Origin of the sequence: Neobacillus drentensis, from assembly GCF_036962765.1 — a bacterium.
GTDB classification, from domain to species: Bacteria; Bacillota; Bacilli; order Bacillales; family Cytobacillaceae; genus Neobacillus; species Neobacillus drentensis_C.
Genome location: NZ_JBALOS010000274.1, coordinates 5,424 through 7,931, shown reverse-complemented (window position 1 = coordinate 7,931; position 2,508 = coordinate 5,424). Strand labels below are relative to the sequence as shown.

Genomic DNA, 2,508 nt, shown 5'->3' with positions numbered 1-2,508 from the left:
AAGGAATATTGTATACCAAACTCTTATTTTGTATTTTATCTCATGTTGTTAAAATGTTCAAGGTTATATTCTAAATATTAAAATAATTACAAGAATCGTTGCTAGACTAAGAGAATTTAATTAAAAAATTTAACCATGTTTAAATTCTAGTTTGCTTCTCTATCCAAAAGATTGTATACTGCAGAGAAGAATCAAAATTTTTAGAATAAACTGAAAGGGGTAACAGTATGCCAAAAGTGATCCTTCATGTAGATGGAACGACAATAGAACAAGAGGTCAAAGACAACGCCAATTTAGTTGTCTTAGCTGGCACGCGCCAATTACCTAAATTAAAGTATGGCTGCGGAATGGGACGCTGTACGAAATGCACCTGTATCGTAGTGGATGGGGCTGAAGGGTTGGCACCACCGAATTGGAAAGAAGAAAAAATGCTTGGCGATAAGGTAAACGAAGGGTACCGCTTAACGTGCCAATTAACCATTAAAGAGGATATTGAAATTTCTCAAGAAAATATTTCAATTCCGGCCCCGAAGAAACAATCGGCTATTCAATCGTTATAAGGAATTTTTTATTTTGAAAAATGGTATACAAAATACAAAAAAGGGTTAAGTAGGTGAGTAGGAATGGATTGTTATGATTTAACGAGGATGACATGGATAGAAGTAGAAGAAGCGCTTAAGACAGTTCAACTTGCTATAATTCCAATAGGCGCTCATGAACAGCACGGCCCACATATGGTAGAAAGCTGTGATGCGGTCTTAGCTGAAAGGATGGCCAAGAAACTTGGGCAAAGGATGTTCCCTTATGCAGTGGTCACACCATCCGTTAATATGGGTGTTTCGCCGCATCATTTGAATTTTCCGGGAACGATTTCCTTGCAGCCAACCACATTAATTGCGGTATTAAAGGATATGGTTTCATCATTAAAGCATCACGGGATTGAAAAGTTTTTGTTTTTAAATTCCCATGGCGGAAACCAGTCGACACTTAATGTAGCCTCAATGATGTTAACCAAAGAACTGGATGTAGAAATCTATTATGCAAAAACGACTGCTTCTGCTAAAAAGGCAATTAAGGAAAATATCACTTCCACCTTATTTGGTCATAGTTGTGAACGCGAAGTTTCGGAAGCGTTGTATTTAGCTCCCGAACTTGTCCGTCTTGAAAAACTAGAAAAAGGTGATATTCAAGAAGAGGGAAGATGGAAGCAACTTCGACCTGGTAAAGCAATTCAAGGATTTTATTCTTATGAAGAAATGACTAATAATGGCTGTATCGGTGATGGTACAAAAGCAAGTTGGGAAATTGGCCAGCAGATCGTCGAAGAATCTCTTGATAATCTTTCCAACGAACTTTTCAAATTGTTGGATTTGAAAGTGAATGTCCAGCAATAATCTACGTACTAGAAAAAAGAAAAATAATCTTTCAAAAATTCTAAAAATTATATTTACAAATAAACAATATATTGGTAGTATAAACGTAAGGTATACCAAAACAATAGTTTTACCTAAAAAAAGAGTGCTGGAAAGAGAGAATATCCACAATCTTTTTATTTTTAAACTAACTTGGTATACAAAATATCAAATACCAATTTAGAGTTAGGTACCTACATAAAATTAGAGGAGGAGTTTCAGTTGACAGAATTATTATCTAAAGATGAATTTCGCAGACAATTAGAGGAAGCAATTAAAGGTAACCATAGCCAGAAAGCTGCATTTACAGTAGCTTGGGCAGAGGGCAAACTTGAAAGAAAACACTTTGCTAGTTGGGCTGAAAATCACTACCATTATGTAGGACCATTCGCTGATTACTTAGCGTATATTTACCACAATACTCCACAAGATCCAAAGTTTGCTGCTGCAAAAGATTTTACTCTACAAAATATGTATGAAGAAGAAATCGCAGCGGATCGTCACACAGACTTATTGATTCGATTTGCGGAAGCATGTGGTACCACTGCAGAAAGAATTATTGATCCTAACAATATGGCTCCAACTACTTTAGGTCTTCAAAGCTGGTGTTTCGCGGTGGCTGCACGTGAGAATTTCGTTGTAGCAACAGCAGCTCTAGTTGTTGGATTAGAATCACAAGTTCCTGATATCTACCGGAAACAAACTCCTGCTTTACGTGAAAAGTATGGGTTTACGGATGAAGAAATTGAATTCTTTGACTTACACATTGTTTCAGATGAGATCCATGGTGAGCGCGGATACAAAATTGTTCTTGACCACGCCGATACGCCTGAGTTACAACAACGTTGCTTAGAAGTTGTTCGTACAGGAGCAAAAATGCGCCGTATGTACATGGATGGACTTTGGAAAGAGTATATTGAAAAGGATTTAGGTGCATTAGTAGAAACGAAATAAATAGATAAGCGGAAGCGCCCGTGTACCGGCCGTCATATTAATCTTGTAATTTAAGGTTTAAGTGACGGCCATTTTTATAGGATCATATTTTTCAAATAATAGTTGGAATTTAATAAATGAAAAAAGGTGATAGTAGTGATTA

General features: G+C 36.6%; 3 protein-coding genes. All 3 read left to right on the top strand.

All coding sequences use genetic code 11. The features are described 5' to 3' along the window. The first annotated feature begins 227 nt into the window (after positions 1–227). Positions 228–560, top strand: coding sequence for a 2Fe-2S iron-sulfur cluster-binding protein (locus V7137_RS26445; RefSeq protein ID WP_335700829.1), 333 nt, complete (start codon positions 228–230; stop codon positions 558–560). Positions 561–623: 63 nt separating this feature from the next. Then, entirely contained in the window at positions 624–1,394 is a 771-nt protein-coding gene (locus V7137_RS26440) for a creatininase family protein (RefSeq protein ID WP_335700828.1), read from the top strand. A 240-nt stretch (positions 1,395–1,634) separates the two neighbouring features. Beyond that, positions 1,635–2,366: a TenA family transcriptional regulator gene (locus V7137_RS26435; protein WP_026567517.1), complete on the top strand. Its 732-nt coding sequence runs from the start codon at positions 1,635–1,637 to the stop codon at positions 2,364–2,366. Positions 2,367–2,508 lie beyond the last annotated feature (142 nt).

What these genes read in the sequence shown, in the direction of transcription:
- V7137_RS26440 (WP_335700828.1), top strand. Translation starts at nt 624, where the DNA reads ATGGATTGTTATGATTTAACGAGGATGACATGGATAGAAGTAGAAGAA.
- V7137_RS26445 (WP_335700829.1), top strand. Translation starts at nt 228, where the DNA reads ATGCCAAAAGTGATCCTTCATGTAGATGGAACGACAATAGAACAAGAG.